Source organism: Parvibaculum sp. (assembly GCF_049671045.1).
GTDB lineage: Bacteria > Pseudomonadota > Alphaproteobacteria > Parvibaculales > Parvibaculaceae > Parvibaculum.
Window position 1 is genome coordinate 1 of the sequence record NZ_JBATUH010000130.1, and the last position, 19,056, is coordinate 19,056.

Here is a 19,056-nt window from a genome sequence, read left to right on the forward strand (position 1 = left end):
GCGGCGAGACGCTTCAGCCCAGCGGCGGCCGCCCGCGCTGAGCGAGACGCCCTCCCGCGCCATTGCCTCGCGGGCGCCGATGCGCCATATAGCGGGCCTTGAGGAATTTCCGGAAACAAGCCTTGGCCCCGCCCCTTCTCGCATTGCGCGACATTCGCGTCGCATTCGCCGATCAGGTTCTGATCGACGGGGCGGGCTTTGCCATCGGCCCCGGCGACCGGCTCTGCCTTGTCGGGCGCAACGGGGCTGGCAAGTCCACGCTTCTGAAGATCGCGGGCGGCCTCGTCGAGCCCGATGGCGGCGAGCGCTTTCTTCAGCCCGGCACGCGCGTCGCCTATCTTTCGCAGATGCCCGATTTCGCGGGCGCGACGAGCGTTCTCGATTATGTGACGGCGGGCGGCGCCGCGCCGCATGAGGCGGAAGCCGTGCTCGGCGAGCTTGGCCTCGATCCCGGCAAGACGACGGCGACGCTCTCCGGCGGCGAGGGTCGCAAGGCGGCGCTTGCGCGCGTGCTTGCCGATGCGCCGGACATTCTTCTTCTCGACGAGCCGACGAACCATCTCGACCTTCCCTCGATCGAGTGGCTCGAAGGCCGCCTCGCCCAGTTCCGCGGCGCCTTCGTCCTCATCAGCCATGACCGCGCCTTTCTGCGCCGCCTCGCCGCGGGCTGTCTCTGGATCGACCGGGGCACGGTGCGCCGCCTCGACAAGGGCTTCGCGCAGTTCGAGGAATGGTCGGAGCAGATTCTTGCCGACGAGGAAGTCGTGCAGCAGAAGCTCGACCGCCTTATCGAGCAGGAAACGCAATGGTCGCGCGAAGGGATCAGCGCGCGCCGCAGGCGCAATCAGGGCCGGCTTCGCCGCCTCCATGCGCTGCGCGAGGAACGCGCCCGGCAGATCGAGCGCGCGGGCCGCGCCGCCCTCGCCGTCGAAACGGGCCAGTCGTCCGGTACGCTCGTCATCGAGGCGGAACATATTTCCAAGAGCTTCGGCGAGCGCGTCATCATCCGCGATTTCTCGACGCGCATTCTGCGCGGCGACAAGATCGGAATTATCGGCCCCAACGGCGCGGGCAAGTCCACGCTGCTCAAGATGTTGATGGGCGACCTTGCGCCTGACAGCGGGAAAATCCGTCTTGGTACGAACCTTACGCCCATCATCGTCGATCAGTCGCGCGCCTCGCTCGACCCGGAAGCGACGCTCTGGCAGACGCTCTGCGAAGGCGGCGGCGATCAGGTCATGGTGCGCGGCCGGCCGCGCCATGTCGTCTCCTATCTGCGCGACTTCCTTTTCCGCGAGGCGCAGGCGCGCCAGCCCGTGAAGGCGCTTTCAGGCGGCGAGCAGTGCCGGCTTCTTCTTGCCCGTGCGCTCGCCAGGCCCTCGAACCTTCTCGTTCTCGACGAGCCCACCAACGATCTCGACATGGAGACGCTCGATCTCCTTCAGGAAATGCTTGCGGAATATGAAGGCACCGTTCTGCTGGTGAGCCATGACCGCGACTTCCTCGATCGCGTCGTCAGTTCCGTCATCGCGCTCGATGGCTCGGGCGAGGCGGAGGAGTATCCGGGCGGCTATTCCGACTATCTGCGTTTCATGGAAGCGCGCGCTCCGGCAAGGCTCGCTGCCACGAAGCCCGCGCCCGCGCCGGAAGCGAAGCCCGAGCGGGCACGGGCCGCGACCAAGCTCAGCTACAAGGAAACGCGCCTTCTCGAAGAGCTTGGCGCGAAGATGCCGAAGCTCCAGGCCGAGATCGAAAAGCTCGAGGCCGAGCTTGCCGACCCGAACCTCTATGCTCGCGATCCGGCGGCTTTCGCGCGCATCACCGCCCGCCACGACGCGCTCAAGTCGGAACTCGCCGAGGCGGAGGAAAGCTGGCTGGAGATCGAACTGAAGCGCGAGACACTCGCAGGCGGCTGAGCCGCCGTTCTGGCGTCCGGCATGACGTTGAGGCAAATGCACTCGTCACAAAACGAGACTGTCACCCCCGGACTTGGTCCGAGGTCCCTCTTTGCCAAGCACACCACAGGAAGATGGATGCCGGATCGAGTCCGGCATGACGGTGGAAACAAACGCGCTCGTCACAAAACGAGACTGTCACCCCGGACTTGATCCGGGGTCCCTCTTTGCCAAGCGCACCACAGGAAGATGGATGCCGGATCAGGTCCGGCATGACGGTCCCCGACAGGCGCCGGGATTAACCACGCCGCGCCATTCCCTTTGACGGCCCGGCCCGCCTCCTGTTGGATGAAGGGCGGGCAAGCGCGGAGTCGTGTCGCGTGAAGTTTCTGTTCAAACTGGTGGTGTCGGCGAGCCTCGCGGTCATTCTGGGCGCGGGGTCCGCGTTGCTCGCGCTTTACTTCGTGACCGCCAGCGGCACCGCAAGCGCGACCAGCGAAAACCCTTATTCCCGTGCGGCCTATGTGCTACGCGATTTCCTGCCCCAAGGTGGCGAGACGGGAACCAGCCCATGAAGAACTCGCTCTACTGGATCTCGGCAACGCTCGTCGGCGCCGGCATCGTCCACATCGCGTTCATCCTTCTCCTTGCCAGCAAGGCGGGCGCCTGAAGCCCATCGGTGTAGCCCTCCCCTCCCTGCGCTGTTAGCATCCGTCCCCAACGGAGGAAGCGAATCCGACGCATGGTCCGGCGGATCGTCTGGACAAATCATGCGCTTCGTTCAAAAGTCCGTGCGCGTCCGCGAATCCGCTCGCAATGTCGCGTATCGCACTCCATGGGGGGCACATCATGAATCGCAATCTGATCATCGGCGGTCTCGCCGCTCTGGTTCTCGTCGCCATCGTTGCCGTTCTGGCGATCAGGCCCGCCGATCGCGGCACGGGCGAGGGCACGCGCGTCGTCTTCGCGACCGACTGGAAGGCGCAGGCCGAGCATGGCGGCTTCTATCAGGCGCTCGCCAAGGGCTATTACAAGGATGCCGGCCTCGATGTCGTCATCCAGCAGGGCGGCCCCGGCGTGAACGTGCCGCAGCTTCTCGCGACTGATACGGTTCAGTTCGGCATGGGCTCGAACAGCTTCATTCCGCTGAACGCCGTCGTCGCCAATGCGAACCTCCGCGCCGTCATGGCGAGCTTCCAGAAGGACCCGCAGGTTCTCATCACGCATCCGCGCGACGATGTGAAATCCATCGCCGACATGAAGGGCAAGCCCATCATGGTATCGGATGCGACGACGAGCGCCTTCTGGCAGTGGCTGAAAGTGAAGTACGACTTCACCGACGATCAGATCCGCAAATACACTTTCAACCTCGCGCCCTTCATCACCGATCCCAAGGCGATCCAGGAGGGCTATCTTTCCTCCGAGCCCTATACGATCGAGCGCGAGGCGAAGTTCAAGCCGCAGGTCTTCCTTCTGTCCGACTACGGATATCCGGGCTATGCCGCCTTCATCATGACGCGAGACGACATGATCGACGAGAACCCCGAGCTGGTTCAGAAATTCGTCGATGCGAGTATCCGCGGCTGGATCGACTATCTCTATGGCGATCCCTCGCCCGCGAACGCGCTCATCAAGAAGGACAATCCGGAAATGACGGATGACCTTCTCACCCATGCGATAGCGACGATGAAGGAGCATGGCATCGTCGATTCAGGAGACACGGAGACACTCGGCATCGGCGCGATGACGGACAAGCGCTGGCAGGAATTCTACGACACCATGTCGGAGGCCGGCGTTTTCCCCAAGGGGCTCAACTACCACAAGGCCTATACGCTTGAATTCGTCAATCGCGGCGTCGGTCTCGACCTCAAGAAGGAACTGACGGGAAAGTGAATTCCCGCTTTCGTCATCCGGGGTAAAAGAAGAAAGAAACGAAGAAACCGGCATGACCGCGACAAAGCGCCAGACCCTGATCTCCCTCGAAGGCGTCGCCAAGACCTATGGCAGCGGCACGCTCGCGCTCGACGGCGTGAGCGCGGCCATTGCCCGCGGCTCCTTCGTGTCGCTGGTCGGCCCCTCGGGCTGCGGCAAGAGCACGCTTCTTCGCATGATCGCGGGGCTCATCGAGCCGAGCGCCGGCACGATCGGCTGGCCCGCCTCGGGCGGCGCGCGGCCGGCCGATATCGGCTTCGTCTTTCAGGACGCAACGCTCATGCCCTGGGCGCGCGTCTTCGAGAATGTCTATCTGCCGCTCAAGCTCAAGGGCGTCGCGCGCGCCGAAGCGGAGCCGCGCATCATGGATGCGCTCTCCCGCGTGGGGCTTGCCGATTTCGCCGCCGCCTTCCCGCGCGAGCTTTCGGGCGGCATGCGGATGCGCGTTTCCATCGCGCGCGCCCTCGTCACCGAGCCGCCGGTGCTGCTGATGGACGAGCCCTTCGCCGCGCTCGACGAATTCACCCGCGAGAAACTCGATGACGATCTCATAGATCTCTGGTCGGGGCAGAACTGGACCGTCATCTTCGTCACCCACAGCGTCTATGAATCCGTCTATCTCTCCGAGCGCGTGCTCGTCATGGGCGCGCGGCCGGGGCGCATACTGCGCGACATTCCCATCGGCGCGCCGTTTCCGCGCGGCCGCGCCTTCCGGGAGTCGACGGACTATCTCGCCCATTGCTCGGAGGTGTCGGCCGCGTTGAGAGAAGGAATGGCGAACCATGGCTGACGAGCGCTCGCGGCTCCTGCGCATTCTGGTGCCGCTTCTCGTCGGCGCCCTTTTCCTCGCCATGTGGGAGGCGCTGGTGCGCGCCTATGCGGTGCCTGCCTTCGTGCTGCCCGCTCCGAGCGTCATCGCCGCGAGCCTCGCCGACAATTTCACATCTCTCATGGGCTCGCTCTGGATCACGCTCGGCGTCACCATCGCGGCCTTCCTGCTCGCGGTTGTCGGCGGCGTCGGCCTCGCCATTCTTTTCGCGCAGAGCCGCACCGTCGAGATGGCGCTCTTTCCCTATGCGGTCGTGTTGCAGGTGACGCCGGTCGTCTCCATCGCGCCGCTCATCCTGATCTGGGTCGGCTTCGACCGCGTGCAACTGGCGCTGCTCATCATCGCCTGGATCGTCGCCTTCTTCCCCATCCTTTCCAACACGACGCTCGGCCTGCGCTCCACCGACCACAATCTGCGCGACCTTTTCCGGCTCTATGGCGCGAGCCGCTGGCAGGTGCTGACCGAGCTGCAGCTCCCCTCCGCCCTTCCCTATATCCTCGGCGGCATGAAGATTTCCGGCGGGCTCGCGCTCATCGGCGCGGTCGTGGCCGAGTTCGTGGCCGGGTCCGGCGCCTCGACGGGCCTTGCCTGGCGCATCATCGAGGCCGGCAACCGCCTCGACATTCCCAAGATGTTCGCGGCGCTTCTCCTCCTTTCCACGCTAGGAATTTGTATTTTCTTCGGCCTCTCATTCGTGGAGCACCTGCTGCTCCGCCGCTGGCATGAGAGCGCCATCCGGCGCGAAGCCTGAGTCCGCATACGAAACCTATGATTTCACTCATACTTTCCATATTTCACGTCTTTTTATCGACAATATCAAATTTTTACACAACGGTTGACGCGCTTTGTAAAAAACCCCATGTTACCGGCGATTGGACGGAGGCCCCTCAGGGGCCGCGCTCTTTGCGCCGCGACGGGCGCAATCTGGTTCAGAGGAGGAGCCTGTGGCTCAGCATTCCCGCAAGGGTGCCCAGTTTCAGGCCGTGACGGCCAACCGCCTGACGGACGGGGTCGTGGTCTATCTCACGGCCGACAACCGCTGGTCGGAATCCCTTCAGGACGCCCAGGTCGCCGACGGCAAGGAAGAGGCCGAGGCCCTTCTCGCGCGCGGCGAAGCCTTCTTCATGCCCGAGAACTACGTTCTCGACGTCTATCTCTTTGAAGTCGAAAAGACCGATCAAGGCATTCGCGCCGCCAGCGTGCGCGAGACGATCCGCCAGGCCGGTCCGACCGTGCGGCGCGATCTCGGCAAGCAGGCGGAACTCGAAGGCGTTCACGCCTGAGCCCTCGCGCCTCCAACTTCGGCACGCCATCGGCAAGGCAAGGACCATTCATGTACCGGTATGACGAATTCGATCACAGCCTCGTAACGGAGCGCGTCGCGCAGTTTCGCGGACAGGTGGCGCGCCGCCTTTCGGGCGAACTGCCGGAAGACGACTTCAAGCCGCTGAGGCTCATGAACGGCGTCTATCTGCAGCTTCACTCCTACATGCTGCGGATCGCCATTCCCTATGGCACCCTCTCCTCGCGCCAGCTTCGCAAGCTCGGCGACATCGCGCGCCGCTATGACCGCGGCTATGGCCACTTCACCACGCGCCAGAACCTCCAGCTCCACTGGCCGGCGCTGAAGGACGTGCCCGACATTCTGGAGGAGCTTGCTTCGGTCGAGATGCACTGCATCCAGACGTCCGGCAACTGCATCCGCAACACGACATCCGATCAGTATGCGGGCGCCGTCGGCGACGAGATCGAGGACCCGCGCGTGATCTGCGAGATCATCCGCCAGTGGTCGACCTTCCACCCGGAATTCTCGTTCCTGCCGCGCAAGTTCAAGATCGCCGTCTCCGCGACCGAGCATGACCGCGCCGCGATCCGCGTGCACGACATCGGCATTCAGGTCGTCCGCAATGCGGCGGGCGAAGTCGGCTATGAGATCTGGGTCGGCGGCGGCCTCGGGCGCACGCCGATCATCGGCAAGAAGATCGCGGACTTCGTCGCCCGCGAAGACCTGCTCGCCTATCTCGAGGCGATCCTGCGCGTCTACAACATGTATGGACGCCGCGACAATCTCTACAAGTCACGCATCAAGATCCTCGTGCATGAAATCGGCGCCGAGGAAATGAAGCGCCAGTGCGACGCGGAGTTCGAGGAAATCCGCAAGCAGGGCACGCTTCAGCTTCCCGAGGAGGAAGTCGAGCGCATCAGGGCCTATTTCGCCCCGCCGCCTTTCGAGACGCTTTCGGACGACACGCCGGAACTCGACGAGGCCGTCGCGCGCGACGAGAAGTTCGCCGACTGGGTGCGCACCAATGTCGTGAAGCACCGCATGCCTGGCTACGCCATCGTCAATGTCACGCTGAAGCCCATCGGCAAGACGCCGGGCGACTGCACCTCGGAGCAGATGGAAGCAATCGCCGACATCGCCGACAAATACGCCTTCTCCGAAATCCGCGTCGCGCATGAGCAGAACCTGACGCTCGCCCATGTGCGCAAGAAGGATCTCTACGAGGTCTGGAAGGCGCTCGACGCGGCCGAACTGGCGATACCCAATTCCGGTCTCATCACCGATCAGATCGCCTGCCCCGGCCTCGATTACTGCACGCTCGCCAATGCGCGCTCCATCCCGATCGCCGAGCGCATTTCCGAGCGTTTCGCCGATCTGAAGCGCCAGCACGAGATCGGCCGCCTGCACATCAACATGTCGGGCTGCATCAATGCCTGCGGCCACCACCATGTCGGCCATATCGGCATTCTCGGCGTCGACAAGAAGGGCGTCGAATATTACCAGGTGACGCTCGGCGGAGCGGCGGACGAGAAGGCGGCGCTTGGCGACGTCGTCGGCCCCGCTTTCAACGAGGGCGAGATCGTCGATGCGATCGAGACGATCGTCGAGACCTATCTCAAGCTTCGCAACGAAGGCGAGATTTTCATCGACACCTATCGGCGCGTCGGCTTGCAGCCTTTCAAGGAGACGCTTTATGCAGCTCATTAAGAACGGCAACTTCATCGCCGATGGCTGGACGCATGTGGGCGACGAGGATCCCCTCCCCGAGGGTCCGGCCATTGTCAGCCTCGCGCGCTGGCAGAAGGAGCAGAACGCGCTCATCGCGCGCGGGCTGCCCCTCGGCGTGCGGCTGAAGAGCGGCGAGGAGCCGTCGCTCATCGCCGAAAATCTCGGCCATTTCGATGTCGTCGCGCTGGAGTTTCCTGCCTATCGCAACGGCCGCGCCTATTCCTATGCGCGGCTCCTGCGCGAACGCTATGGCTACAAGGGCGAGGTGCGCGCGGTCGGCAATGTGCTGCGCGACCAGTTCTTCTACATGGTGCGCTGCGGCTTCGATGCGCTCGAAGTCGCCTCGAGCATCACGCCCGAGATGTACAAGGAGGCGGTCGGCGCCTTCACCTACACCTATCAGCCGGCGAGCGACGGACGCGAAACCGTGCTCTCGCTCCGGCAGCGCCTTGCGGCGCGCGCGGCGGCGGCTGCGGCGAGCTAACCGGCCGCCCCGCCGCGAAGCGCGGCGATAACGCCCTCATGGCTCACTGACATACGGTCGATGAGCGCCATGCGCGCTTCCATATCGTCGATGGCCGCCTCGACCACGGCAAGATATTCCGGTGACGGAGCATCTATCCGCGCATGTGCGAGCGCGGTCCTGTAGCCGACGAGACGCGAGGCGAGAATATTCGCGGTCTGCCCGATGATGCGACCATTCTCGTCGATGCGCGCGCGAACGCCGGCAAAGGCGGAAGGCCCGTCATAGCTCACCGCCGAGACGGAAGCCCCCTGCCCCAGAAGCTCCGTGCTGCGGGCGCGGTCCGCCGCAATCACTTCCCCGCAGATCGCCGCGAAGCGGTCCATGTCCATCGTGTCGGCCTGAATGTCGCCTGCAAGCGCGTTGAGAAGCGAGGCCGGGCTCGTCGGGTGCTGCGCGCGCAGCCGCTTGTAATAGCGAAGGCTCGCCGGCGTTCCATCATCCGCCGGCTTCGCGGCCCATTGGGCGATGCCCCAGAGATGCGCATTGTCCGGCGCGGGCCGCTCGGCCGAAAGGTTCGCCGCCATGGTCCTGAGATCACGCTCGGCGCCCGTCGGAGCGAGAGTGGCCGCATCGGGCGTCCCATCGTTCGAGGCGGCGTCCAGCCGTTCGAGGAGCCCCGGCCGGTAGCGGCCGAAATCGGGCTCCTGCGCGCAGGCGCCGAGAAGGAGCGCGGCGAGAGCCGCCATGCCCATTCCTCTCGAGAATAACGTTCTCCGCCTGAACCGTCGCATGGAACCCGCCCATCTTCCGCGTCGCGACCAGCCTAGCTCCCGGCCAGTTAGCTCCGGGTAAAGGCGGAAAACGGAAAGAAAGAAGCCCGGGCTCTCTCGAACGCCGGGCCTCTACGCAACAGGACTTGAGAAGGGAGGAAGAAACGCCGGATCAGGCGGCGCGGACGCGCTCCACCGCCTCCGTGAACTTTTCGGCATAGGGGCCGACCGCTTCGCGCACGGCGGTGACGGCGATCTCATTGATCTCGCGGGCAGCCTCGAGATTGCGCTTGAAGGCGGCGCGGAGGAATTCGTTCTGCAGCTCGACCGCGGAGCGGATGTCACCCGACTTCAGGACGGCCTTCGCCGTCTCGACGGTCTGCTCGAAATTGGTGCGGGTCAGTTCAGTGATGATGCCCGAGGCAAGCTCGATCGGGGTCTTCTTCGGGGCCTTCGGCGCGGCTTTCGCCTTGGAGGCGCGGGCATTGGCAGCCTTCGCGGCCTTCGGCTTGGCTTTCGTGGTCTTGCGGGCCTTCGGGGTCGTGGTCGCTTCCGTCATCGTCCATCTCCTCATTGCGTTGGCACCGCCCTCACAGCAGTGCGCTGCACAATCCAGCTTCGGATTGGTGCGTTGCACAATGAAATAAGAGGCTGCGGCCCTAGCGTCAAGGGGATTTTGTGCAATGCACAAAAATTGGCTGCGACGGCGCCCGACCGCCGCTCACACGAAGGCGAATCTCTTGAGCCTGAAAGGAGTTAGGTCGATCTGCGGCGTGCTGCCGCAGACCAGGTCGGCAAGGGCCGCGGCGCTGCCCGAGGCCAGGGTCCAGCCGAGCGATCCGTGCCCGGTGTTCAGATAGACATTCGAATAGCGCCCCGCCTGGCCAATGATGGGGCTGCCATCGGGGCTCATCGGGCGCAGGCCCGTCCAGTATTCCGCCTTGTCCGCGACGTCGCTCAACTGGGGCATGAAATCGAGCGCGCCGTCGAGCACGGAGCGCGCGCGCGCCATCTCGATCTTCGTGTCATAGCCGCAGACCTCGGCCGTTCCGGCGATCCGTACACGGTTGCCGAGCCGGCTGACCACGATCTTGCGGGCCTCGTCGGTCACGCTCGCATGGGGCGCGACGCCGGAGCCCACGGGCAGGGTCACCGAATAGCCCTTGAGCGGATAGACGGGAATCCGCACGCCCGTCTGCCGGGCGAGCGCGGCGGAGCCGACGCCGGCGGCGAGCACCACGATGTCGCCTTCATAGAGCGCGTCCTTCGTCCGGACGCCCGCGACCTTGTCGCCCCGCGCCTCGAAACGCTCCACCTCGACGCCGGTCACGAAGCGGACGCCCATGCGCGTGACGCCTTCGGCAAGCGCCTTCGTATAGAGATAGGCGTCGCCCGTCCGGTCTGTCTCGCAATAGAGCGCGCCCTTGATGCCGCCGCGCTGATAGGCGGGCCCGAGCGCGGGCTCGATATCGACACATTCCCGCGCCGAGAGGACGCGCTGCTCGAGGCCCGCGCGCCGCATCACATCGGCGCCCTCTACGGCCTCCTTGAACGAGCGGTCGTAATGGAAGATCTGGAGAATCCCCGCGCGTTCCTCATCGAAAAGGATCGGCGTGCCCTGCGCCTCGAACTTCTCCGCGACCGCGTCCATCCGCGCTCGCGTGTAGAGCGCCAGTTGCAGGTTCGGCAGCACGCGCTCCTCGCGCGCCGAATTGCGGCAGCGCAGGAGGAAGCGCCAGAGCCAGATCCATTGTTCGGGGTCGGGCTTTACCCGCAGGCGGAAGGGTCCGTCGGGCCTGCCCATCCAGCGCAGGGCAAGGAGGGGGACTTCAGGTCCTGGCCAGGGCGTAACCTCGCCCGCGCCAAGTTGCGCGCCATTGGCGTAGCTCGTTTCGAGGCCGGCGCCCTCTCGCCTTTCGAGCAGCGTCACGTCATGGCCGCGCTCTGCAAACTCATAAGCCGTTGTAACGCCGACAATGCCGGCGCCGATGACGAGGACTCTCAAAATGGAACCTCCGGGTAGGCTTTCACTCTAACCGGACACGAGGCCTCATGGAAGCGGGGCCCCCCATGCGTCATAATGACAGGTCTTTCGATTCCCGCCGCTGGAGTTCCCATGTCCGACGCTATCTGGCCTTTCGTACCCGCCCGCTTCACCATCGATCTCTCCCACGCCGAAGGACGCACGCTGCACCTGAAAAATGGTGGCACGATTCTCGACGCATCGGGCGGCGCCATCGTATCCAACATAGGACATGGACGGCGCGAGGTGGCGGATGCAGCGGCCGCCGCCATGGTGTCAATGACCTATGCCGTGCCGCCCTTCGTCACGCCGGAGCGCGAACGCCTCGTCGAACGCTTGCGCGGAAGCTGGCTGCCGCCGCATCTGACGCGCGTCTGGCTCGCCAGCGGCGGCTCCGAGGCGGGCGATGCCGCCATCAAGCTCGCCATCCAGCATTTCCAGGCCAAGGGCGAAACGGAACGTACAAAGATCATTGGCCGCGAAATTTCCTATCACGGCACCACCGCCCTCACTCTTGCTGTCGGCGGGCACGTCGCGCGCAAGACAGGCTTTGAAAGCGTGATGCCGCATGTGCTCCATGCGCCGACGCCCTATGCGCTCCGTTCGCCGCTCGGGCGCGACCATCCCGATTTCGACATTCACGCGGCCAGGGCGCTAGAAGACCTCATCCTGCGCGAGGGGCCGGAGACGATCGCCGCCTTTGTCGGCGAGCCTCTCAACGGCTCGTCGGGCGGCGCCATCGAGCCGGGACCGCGCTACTGGCCGATGGTGCAGGAGATCTGCCGCCGCCACGGCATTCTCATCGTGTCCGATGAAGTCATGGTCGGCTTCGGCCGCACCGGCAAGCGCTTCGCTGCCGAGCATTATGGCCTCGAGCCGGACATCATGTTCGCGGGCAAGGGGCTCGCGGGCGGTTATGCGCCCATCGTCGGGGTCTTCGCGACCGATGCCGTCGTCGCGCCGCTTGCCGCGAAGGGTGAGGCGCTGATGTTCTACACCTATGGCGGGCATCCGGCCGCCTGCGCCGCCGCCGACAAGGTGCTCGAGATAATGGAGCGCGAGGAACTGGTGAAGCGCGCGGCGGAAAAGGGCGAAGCGCTCGGCGCGCGCCTCTCCGCCCTGCTCGGCCAGCACCCCAATGTCGCCGAGCTTCGCGGGCGCGGCCTCCTGCGCGGCATCGAGATCGTCAAGGATCGCGAGACGCTGGAGCCCTTCCCGCTCGAAGCGCAGGTATCGGGCCGCGTCGTCGCGGCGGGTCTGCGGGAAGGCGTCTTCTTCTATGGCGGCGGCACGGGCGCGGTGCGCGACATCATCTGCATCGGCCCGGCCTTCACCGTCGAGGACAGCGAACTCGACCGCATCGCCGAGACCCTGAAAGTCGCCATCGACAAGACCGTGCAGAGCATGAAGGGCTGACGCAGATCGCGCGCCGGGCCGGCTTCCTATTCGCCGGCGGCCGCGCGCCGCGGCGCGCCGATCTCCACCTTCGCGCTCCGTTCCGTCGCGATCTCCTCGGGACGGGGCGCAACGGCCTCGACATAGATCGACCGCCCCGGCAGGGCGAAGGCTGCGCCTTCCCGCTCGACGATTTCCTTGACGCTATAGGCAAGCTCCTCCTTGAGCTCCAGCCACTCGCCCCAAACCGTCGTGCGCGTGAAGCAATAGATCATGAGGTCGATCGACGATTCCCGGAACGCGTCGATCCGCACGAAGAGCGCCGCCTCGGGCGGCTGCACGAAGGCTTCATGCTCCATCAGAAAGGCTTCGATGCCGTCGCGGATGCGGCGAAGCTGGTCATGCGTCGTGCGATATTCGAGTGCGATGGTCCAGGAGACGCGCCGATATGTCATCGCGCTGAAATTGGTGACGGCATTGTCGGAGAGCTTCTGGTTCGGCACATAGACGGGCGCCTTGTCGAAGCGGCGCACCAGCGTCGAGCGGAAGCCGATCTTCTCGACCGTGCCCTCGACCACGCCATCGACCTTGATCCAGTCGCCAATGCCGAAGCGCCGCTCGAGCAGGATGGAAATTCCGCCGATGAGATTGCGGAAGAGATCCTGCGCGCCGAGCGCCACCGCAACGCCGAAAAGCCCAAGTCCCGCAATGATCGGCGCGACCTGTATGCCCCAGATCTGCAATACGGTCGCTCCGCCGACGAGCAGAATGCCGACGCGCCCGCCGGTGATCAGCCAATGGGTGATCTCGGGCGTGAGAATGTGGTTGAAGCCGCTCAGCAACCTGCCGATGGGCGTTATGGCATTCCTCAGTCCCCAGAATATGGCGATCACGATGAGTGAACGATTGACGTTCTCGGCCAGAAGCTCCGTCTTGCCGGAAAAATCCAGATACTGGGTGGTGAAGAAGATCCCGAGCACCAGAAAGAGAAACTGAAGCGGCCCGGCAATGGCGTGGCGCAGCGCGTCGTCGAATATGTTGGATGTCCGTGCCGTCCAGCGCTCCGCGACCGCGAGGACGTAGCGCGTGAAGAGCCCGCGCAGCGCGAAGAAGACGGCGAAGATGGTGGCGGCTGTCAGAAGTTCTCCGATGCTGCGGCCGAACACGCCCGTTTCCCAGACATCGACAACAAGACGCCAGAAGTCTCCGAAATCCGACAGAACGCTACTCGTCATCAGTCCGTCTCACCTCCATGAATTCGGGCATGAATTTGGGGCAGCAGGATCGCGCGCGCCTATGCCACGACTGGCGTGCGCTCGCGCGTTGCGGAGAAGCGGACATGCGGCCACTTCTCGGCCGTGTAGCCGAGCTCCCAGTTGCTCTTCGCAAGGAAGACGGGCGCGCCGTCGCGATCCTCGGCGAGATTGCCGCGATGGGCATCGACAAACCGCTTGAGTTCCGCGGGGTCTTCCGCCGTCAGCCAGCGCGCCGTCTCGAAGGGCGCGGGCTCGAAATGCACATGGACGTCGTATTCCGCCTCGATGCGCGCCGCGAGCACTTCGAGCTGCAGGGGGCCGACGACGCCGACGATCCAGTTCGCGCCGATATGGGGCTTGAAGACCTGCGTCACGCCTTCTTCCGCAAGGCTTTCGAGCGCGCGGCGCATGTGCTTCGCCTTCATCGGATCGTCGAGGCGCACGCGGCGGAGAATTTCCGGCGCGAAATTCGGAATGCCGGTGAAGGTCATGGCCTCGCCTTCGGTCAGCGTGTCGCCGACGCGGATGGTGCCATGGTTGGGGATGCCGATGATGTCGCCCGCAAAGGCTTCGTCCACCAGCTCGCGATCCTGCGCGAAGAAGAGCGTCGGATTGTGGATGCCGATGGTCTTGCCGGAGCTCGAGAGCCTGAGGCGCATGCCGCGCTTGAACTTGCCCGAGCAGATGCGCATGAAGGCGATGCGGTCGCGGTGGTTGGCGTCCATATTCGCCTGCACCTTGAAGACGAAGCCTGACACCTTGGGCTCGGCCGGCTCGACCAGCCGCAGCGAGGAAGGCTGCGGCCGCGGCGGCGGCGCATAGCTCACCACGGCGTTGAGAAGCTCGCGCACGCCGAGCTTCCTCAGGGCGCTGCCGAAATAGACCGGCGTCAGATGGCCGGCGCGATAGGCCTCGAGGTCGAAGGCGGGCGATCCTTCGCGCGCGATCTCCATTTCCTCGCGATAGGCGGCAAGCTCCTCGGGGCTCATATATTTCCCGACCTCGCTGCCCGGGACGCTCTCGGGCTCATGCCCGTCCCTGTCGCCGCCCGGCCGCTCATAGGGAACGAAACGGTCGCGCTCCGGGTCGAAGATGCCCTTGAGAAGGCCGCCCATGCCCATGGGCCAGATCATCGGCGCCGTATCGAGCGCGAGCTTCGTCGCGATCTCGTCCATGAGATCGAAGGGGCTCTGCCCTTCGCGGTCGATCTTGTTGATGAAGGTGATGATCGGCACGTCGCGCAGGCGGCACACCTCGAAGAGCTTGAGCGTCTGCGTCTCGATGCCCTTCGCCGCGTCGATGACCATGATGGCGGAATCGGCCGCCGTCAGCGTGCGGTAGGTGTCTTCCGAGAAATCCTCGTGGCCGGGCGTATCGAGCAGGTTGCAGATGGCGCCGCCGAACTCGAAGGTCATGACGGCGGAGGAGACGGAGATGCCGCGCTCCTGCTCGATCTTCATCCAGTCGGAGCGGGCGCGCCGCGTGTCGCCGCGCGCCTTCACCTGACCGGCAAGATGGATCGCCCCGCCCATATAGAGCAGGTTTTCGGTCAGCGTGGTCTTGCCCGCGTCGGGGTGCGAGATGATGGCGAAGGTCCGGCGCTTGCCGACTTCGTCCGCAGTCGTGCTCAAGTTCGTCTCCAGTCCGGTTTGGGGCCGGACCCTACTTCAACTGCTTCCGCCTGTCACCCGGCGCGACATCGTGACAGGATGCGCCGTTTCGCCCGGCCGGGCATTCTTTCGCCACCGATATTCACATTTCCGAGAGAGAAACATGACCACCGCACGCGACATCGCAGAACCGCATCTCGAGGCGGCTCTGGCCGAAGCCCGCGAGAAACAGATTTCGACCGATGCGCTCGCCCGCATCTTTTTCGAGGGCGTGCTGCGCATCTGGCGCGAGACGAGATCGCCCGAGGACATCAAGGCCGAGCTCACAAGCGCGCTCGATTTCCTTGATCCCGACGAGGACTTCACTTTCATGCGGCCATGAGGTGGCCATAAGCCATGAGCCATAAGGAAGCCCTGAGGCGCCCCGGCCCTTCTCCTCAGTTCACCGGCTCCTGGAGGAAGTGGCGGCCCTGACGGTCCTCGATCTCGACCACCCATATGTCGGGATCGAATTTCCGCTGCTTTTCGATATAGGCGTCCGCATCGGGCTCGGCGACGGGTGCGGCGCCGGTCGCCTGCATCCAGACGAGCGACCCGTCGCCCGCCCGCGTGGGCACGAAGACTGACGCCGTGCGGTCGAGACGACTCACCTTGACGACCACAGTACCCGAACTGGCATCGCCGCGGCGCACGACCATGGCCTGCGCGCCCGCGGTTTCGCAGCGGCGGATCAGCGCCTTCACCCAGATTTCCGCCTTGAGACGCGGCAAAGTTTCCATAGAGGCGGCCCTTATGGTGAAACTACAAGTCTTTACATACTAACGACTTTTTCTCGTTTGCCGTAGCTCTGGCACGGCACTAGACTTGCAAACAATCCGTTAACGAAGTCGGGTGGCGCTCCGAATCCGCACAATATTTGCAGCCTGAATAAACAACTCGGGCGGGCGGACGGCGCTAAAGCGGGAAAACGGGTTTGCGTTTCAGAGGGGATTGGCATGTTCGGTGAGAGGAAGCAGGCGGGCGCTGTCCCGCACGGCATGGGGGGCGTCCGCGGCGCAAGGCTCGCCATCGCGTCCCTGTTCATCTCGGGTGCACTCGTGTCCGGCTGCACGGTGGTCGAAGGCAACACCTCTTCGCTCGACAACATGAAAAGCGCCGCGGCGCAGGCTGCGCCCGCGCAGACTCCGGCGCCCCCCACAACCACTGCCGATGCGGCGAGCGCCTCGGTCAGTGACACAAGTTTCGCGAGCGCCGGCATTCCCATTCCGCTGATCTCGCCGCGCCACGCCAATGCCGCGCCGGTTCAGGTGGCCTCCGTCGATCCGCGCGCGGGCCTCAGCGCGCTTGGCGGCAGCGGCGGCACGCCTGTCCGCCAGCTTGCCGGCGTCTATCTCAAATATGGCAGCGCGCTCGCTCTGGCCGAAAAGAGCAAGCTCGGAACCCCCACCGAAGTCCGTCGTGTACTGAAGGAAATGCGCTACTCGCAGCCTGAAGTCATGGCGCAGGGCTGGTATGCAGTGCAGGCCATGACCGCCGCCCAGACCAACGCCTTCGCCCAGGGCGTCCGCGACGAGGTTCGCCGCATCGGTCAGGACAGGGTCCTCGCCGCGCTGAACGATCCCGATTACGTGCTTCGCCTGCCGGGCGCTGATGCCGCCACCACCGCGATCATGGCCTCCGTCACGGCGGAGAACGAGCGCATGCTCTCGCTCAGAAAGCGCTTCCTCGATACGGCGCAGCAGTTCATGCGCCAGAAATGGGGAATGAGCGAGCCGATGCAGCCGGTCAGGCAAGCCGAAGCGCGCGAGCCGGGGCAGAGCTTCCGCGCTCTCATCGCCAATCTTTCGCCGATCAGCGAGGCGCATGCCTATTCGCGACCGGTGCTGACGAAGATCCTCGCGCTCGGCGCACGTCAGGTCATGGCGGTGCCGATGGCGGCTGCGGAGCGCGATGAAACCTCCGCCTGCCTCAACTGGGCGCGCCTCAATCTCAACCAGTGCATCGCCGCCGCGCATTTCCCGTCTGAAGAGGCATGGTGCGCGGGCACACATGGGGTGGAAGAAGTCCGCGCCTGCTGGGCGTCCGTCCTTCCCGCCTCGGCGACCATGACGCCCGCCGCGCACTGACGGGCTGATCCGAGGTCGGGGTGACAGCGGAGTTTGCGGGAGGGCATTACCTCATCTGTCATCCCGGGCTTGTCTCCGCCACCTCTCCAAACTCGTCATGCCGGACTTGATCCGGCATCCATCTTCCTTCTTCTGCACGGCAAGGCTGGACCCCGCGTCGAGCGCGGGGTGACAGTAGGAATTGCGGGATGACCTTTGCCTCATCTGTCCTCCCGGGCTTGTCTCCGCCACCTCTCCAAACTCGTCATGCCGGACTTGATCCGGCATCCATCTTCCTTCTTCTGCACGGCAAGGCTGGACCCCGCGTCGAGCGCGGGGTGACAGCGGAGTTTGCGGGAGGGCGTTTACCTCATCCGTCATCCCGGGCTTGTCTCCGCCACCTCTCCTAACTCGTCATGCCGGACTTGATCCGGCATCCACCTTCCTTCTTCTGGGCGGTGGAGCAAAACGCCTCCACTCCAAACAAAATTCAATTTGAATCAAATCCAGGTCTCTTTTGATGAAAATGAGATTCCAATTTTCGACACAATTTCAAAAAACTCGAGAAACATTCTCATAAATATATCCTCACAAATTGCACCCGATTTAAAACATGTCGATGAATAACCGGCAATATCCCAAGCAAAATGGCATTTTACGTATCCATTTAACTTGTCTTCAGCGGCTCACGTCTTAGCTTCGTGATACAGACCTGAAAGGGAATGGATCATGTCGCTCATCCTCAGGGCAGCCTTCTGGCTGACGGTGCTCGCCTTCCTGCTTCCGGCGGCAGGGCCGGAGGCGTCGCCTCATTCCGCGTCGGTGCATAATGCGAGCCTTGGCGCCGAGCACTCCGGCAGCGAGGCGGCGGCCGGCACCGGGGCCGATATCGACGCCGCCGAAATGCTCACCCTCGCCTCCCGCTCAGCGCAGGACATGATGGGATTTTGCGACCGCAACCCGGATGTCTGCGCCCGCGGTCAGGCCGTCGTCACCCATGTGGCGCGGCAGACGGCTTTTTACGGCGGCAAACTGTTCCAATGGCTGACCGAGAAGGCGCGCGAGCCCCAGCCGGACGAGCCGGGCCCCGAGACAGGCCCGGCCCACGCCTTGCCGCCGCCCCACCCGCTTCCCCCCTCGCGGCTCGCGGGTGCCTAGGAGGTATCGATTGCCGGAGCCCTCATCCTGAGCTTTTCCGGCACTTTGGCGCCGCCCGGCATGCAGCCGCCGGGCGGCGCTTTTTTGCCAATCCGCGCCCGGCGCTTGTGCATCCTCTCCATCATCGCTATGTCCTGTAGGAGATTCTGAGCCTTTTGGAACGGAACGATGACCATCGAGAGCCTGATCGAGGACTTTTCCTTCCTTGGCGACTGGGAAGAACGCTACCGCTATGTGATCGAGCTGGGCCGCGAACTCGAACCCCTGAGCGAGGAAGAGCACTCGGCCGCGAACAAGGTGCCGGGCTGTGTCAGCCAGGTCTGGCTCGTGACGGAGACGAAACACGGGGACAAGGAACCCCGGCTCGTTTTCCGCGGAGACAGCGATGCGCATATCGTCCGTGGGCTGATTGCAATCCTCCTTCAGATTTTTTCCGGGAAGACGCCGCGCGAAATTCTCGACGTGGATGCAAGGCAGATCCTCCAAAAGCTCGGCCTCAACGAACATCTGAGCCCGCAGCGATCGAACGGGCTCTATTCGATGGTCGGGCGCATTCAGGACGACGCCAGGGCGCTGCTCGCCACGGCGTCTCACGCCTGAGGCG

19 protein-coding genes are annotated in these 19,056 nt (G+C 64.3%); 13 read left to right on the forward strand and 6 right to left on the reverse strand.

The genetic code is table 11. The annotated features are described in order from the left end of the window. Nucleotides 1–122 precede the first annotated feature (122 nt). From WBG82_RS15410 to WBG82_RS15445, 8 genes are all read left to right on the forward strand, one after another. Nucleotides 123–1,916 (forward strand): ABC-F family ATP-binding cassette domain-containing protein, encoded by a 1,794-nt coding sequence (locus tag WBG82_RS15410; RefSeq protein WP_424425729.1) that lies wholly within the window; start codon nucleotides 123–125, stop codon nucleotides 1,914–1,916. 359 nt (nucleotides 1,917–2,275) lie between these two features. Further along, on the forward strand, nucleotides 2,276–2,470 hold the full coding sequence (locus WBG82_RS15415) for a hypothetical protein (RefSeq protein ID WP_424425731.1): 195 nt from the start codon (nucleotides 2,276–2,278) through the stop codon (nucleotides 2,468–2,470). 274 nt (nucleotides 2,471–2,744) lie between these two features. Then, nucleotides 2,745–3,788, forward strand: a complete 1,044-nt coding sequence (locus tag WBG82_RS15420; protein ID WP_424425733.1) for an ABC transporter substrate-binding protein — start codon at nucleotides 2,745–2,747, stop codon at nucleotides 3,786–3,788. 52 nt (nucleotides 3,789–3,840) lie between these two features. After that, nucleotides 3,841–4,617 carry an ABC transporter ATP-binding protein gene (locus tag WBG82_RS15425; protein WP_424425735.1) on the forward strand — a complete coding sequence of 259 codons (777 nt, stop codon included), beginning with the start codon at nucleotides 3,841–3,843 and terminating at the stop codon, nucleotides 4,615–4,617. After that, nucleotides 4,610–5,407 (forward strand): ABC transporter permease, encoded by a 798-nt coding sequence (locus tag WBG82_RS15430; protein ID WP_424425737.1) that lies wholly within the window; start codon nucleotides 4,610–4,612, stop codon nucleotides 5,405–5,407. Before WBG82_RS15425 ends, WBG82_RS15430 begins: the two co-directional genes overlap by 8 nt. Before the next feature lie 193 nt (nucleotides 5,408–5,600). Further along, nucleotides 5,601–5,939 (forward strand): DUF2849 domain-containing protein, encoded by a 339-nt coding sequence (locus WBG82_RS15435; protein ID WP_424425739.1) that lies wholly within the window; start codon nucleotides 5,601–5,603, stop codon nucleotides 5,937–5,939. Nucleotides 5,940–5,989: 50 nt separating this feature from the next. Continuing rightward, entirely contained in the window at nucleotides 5,990–7,648 is a 1,659-nt protein-coding gene (locus WBG82_RS15440; RefSeq protein WP_424425741.1) for a nitrite/sulfite reductase, read from the forward strand. Next, the gene (locus WBG82_RS15445; protein WP_424425743.1) at nucleotides 7,635–8,153 is read left to right on the forward strand and encodes a DUF934 domain-containing protein; all 519 of its coding nucleotides are present in this window, start codon (nucleotides 7,635–7,637) and stop codon (nucleotides 8,151–8,153) included. Before WBG82_RS15440 ends, WBG82_RS15445 begins: the two co-directional genes overlap by 14 nt. On the opposite strand, the gene WBG82_RS15450 is transcribed toward WBG82_RS15445, so the two are convergent. From WBG82_RS15450 to WBG82_RS15460, 3 genes are all read right to left on the reverse strand, one after another. Further along, nucleotides 8,150–8,881, reverse strand: a complete 732-nt coding sequence (locus WBG82_RS15450; RefSeq protein WP_424425745.1) for a hypothetical protein — start codon at nucleotides 8,879–8,881, stop codon at nucleotides 8,150–8,152. The genes WBG82_RS15445 and WBG82_RS15450 overlap by 4 nt on opposite strands. Nucleotides 8,882–9,077: 196 nt before the next feature. Further along, the gene (gene phaP / locus WBG82_RS15455; protein WP_424425747.1) at nucleotides 9,078–9,464 is read right to left on the reverse strand and encodes a TIGR01841 family phasin; all 387 of its coding nucleotides are present in this window, start codon (nucleotides 9,462–9,464) and stop codon (nucleotides 9,078–9,080) included. Between the two features lie 162 nt (nucleotides 9,465–9,626). Beyond that, a complete protein-coding gene (locus WBG82_RS15460) occupies nucleotides 9,627–10,910 on the reverse strand; it encodes a D-amino acid dehydrogenase (protein WP_424425749.1) in 1,284 nt (427 codons plus the stop codon). 111 nt (nucleotides 10,911–11,021) lie between these two features. Between WBG82_RS15460 and WBG82_RS15465 the strand changes: the two genes are divergently transcribed. After that, the gene (locus WBG82_RS15465; RefSeq protein ID WP_424425751.1) at nucleotides 11,022–12,344 is read left to right on the forward strand and encodes an aspartate aminotransferase family protein; all 1,323 of its coding nucleotides are present in this window, start codon (nucleotides 11,022–11,024) and stop codon (nucleotides 12,342–12,344) included. Between the two features lie 26 nt (nucleotides 12,345–12,370). Here the strand turns inward: WBG82_RS15465 and WBG82_RS15470 are convergent, their stop codons facing one another. Next, on the reverse strand, nucleotides 12,371–13,558 hold the full coding sequence (locus WBG82_RS15470) for a mechanosensitive ion channel family protein (protein ID WP_424425753.1): 1,188 nt from the start codon (nucleotides 13,556–13,558) through the stop codon (nucleotides 12,371–12,373). A gap of 59 nt (nucleotides 13,559–13,617) precedes the next feature. Continuing rightward, entirely contained in the window at nucleotides 13,618–15,210 is a 1,593-nt protein-coding gene (locus tag WBG82_RS15475) for a peptide chain release factor 3 (protein ID WP_424425755.1), read from the reverse strand. 142 nt (nucleotides 15,211–15,352) lie between these two features. Here WBG82_RS15475 and WBG82_RS15480 point away from each other — a divergent pair, with 142 nt between their 5' ends. Then, nucleotides 15,353–15,571 (forward strand): hypothetical protein, encoded by a 219-nt coding sequence (locus tag WBG82_RS15480; protein WP_424425757.1) that lies wholly within the window; start codon nucleotides 15,353–15,355, stop codon nucleotides 15,569–15,571. Between the two features lie 55 nt (nucleotides 15,572–15,626). On the opposite strand, the gene WBG82_RS15485 is transcribed toward WBG82_RS15480, so the two are convergent. Further along, nucleotides 15,627–15,968: a DUF1491 family protein gene (locus WBG82_RS15485; RefSeq protein WP_424425759.1), complete on the reverse strand. Its 342-nt coding sequence runs from the start codon at nucleotides 15,966–15,968 to the stop codon at nucleotides 15,627–15,629. 216 nt (nucleotides 15,969–16,184) lie between these two features. On the opposite strand from WBG82_RS15485, the gene WBG82_RS15490 reads away from it, so the two are divergent. The 3 genes from WBG82_RS15490 to WBG82_RS15500 all read left to right on the forward strand — a co-directional run bounded on the left by WBG82_RS15490 (nucleotide 16,185) and on the right by WBG82_RS15500 (nucleotide 19,052). After that, on the forward strand, nucleotides 16,185–17,315 hold the full coding sequence (locus WBG82_RS15490) for a hypothetical protein (RefSeq protein WP_424425761.1): 1,131 nt from the start codon (nucleotides 16,185–16,187) through the stop codon (nucleotides 17,313–17,315). 708 nt (nucleotides 17,316–18,023) lie between these two features. Then, nucleotides 18,024–18,452, forward strand: coding sequence for a DUF5330 domain-containing protein (locus WBG82_RS15495; RefSeq protein WP_424425763.1), 429 nt, complete (start codon nucleotides 18,024–18,026; stop codon nucleotides 18,450–18,452). A 168-nt stretch (nucleotides 18,453–18,620) separates the two neighbouring features. Then, a complete protein-coding gene (locus tag WBG82_RS15500) occupies nucleotides 18,621–19,052 on the forward strand; it encodes a SufE family protein (RefSeq protein ID WP_424425765.1) in 432 nt (143 codons plus the stop codon). Nucleotides 19,053–19,056: the final 4 nt, after the last annotated feature.